Genomic DNA, 617 nt, shown 5'->3' on the forward strand with positions numbered 1-617 from the left:
GCCACATTTGCCTTCTTTTTTGGCCTTAGCATCGCCACCACATTTACCTTCGCCGCACTTACCTTCTTTTTTGGCTTTAGCTTCGCCGCATTTACCTTCTTTTTTGGCTTTAGCTTCGCCGCATTTACCTTCGCCACACTTCCCTTCTTTTTTGGCCTTAGCTTCACCGCCGCATTTACCTTCGCCGCACTTGCCTTCTTTTTTCGCTTTAGCGTCGCCGCCGCATTTACCTTCGCCGCACTTGCCTTCACCAGCGTCTAACTGGTAACCAGCTACCATTTGCTGAAATTCAAATGGATTAGCTTGAACATCAGTACTGGCCATACTTGCGCTGCCAACAACCACTGCACCGAGTGTTAATGCAATTGAGTTTTTCTTTATAGTATTCATTTTTTATTACCTTCTAAACTTGTCAGATATCATTATACAAGTAGACCTGCATAAAACTAAAAACTTTCACATTATCTATTTTTTCTAAAATAACTTAGGGCGTGTTGATCTTTGTGGTATGAAAAACAAACAGCATGAAGATAAGGTATAATTGAATTCGCCAGAAAACTTTACACCGAACCTACATGCCAAGATTAATGTTAACAGACGGGACATGGATGGAGTGA

Annotated in this window: 1 protein-coding gene; it reads right to left on the reverse strand. The window is 41.7% G+C overall.

Annotated elements, in window-relative coordinates:
• Positions 1-390, reverse strand: a 390-nt coding sequence (locus CWC30_RS16155) for an HvfA family oxazolone/thioamide-modified RiPP metallophore (protein ID WP_138627614.1), incomplete at its 3' end; no start/stop codon positions are given.
• Positions 391-617: the final 227 nt, after the last annotated feature.

Source organism: Pseudoalteromonas sp. S4741 (assembly GCF_005886135.1).
GTDB classification, from domain to species: domain Bacteria; phylum Pseudomonadota; class Gammaproteobacteria; order Enterobacterales; family Alteromonadaceae; genus Pseudoalteromonas; species Pseudoalteromonas tetraodonis.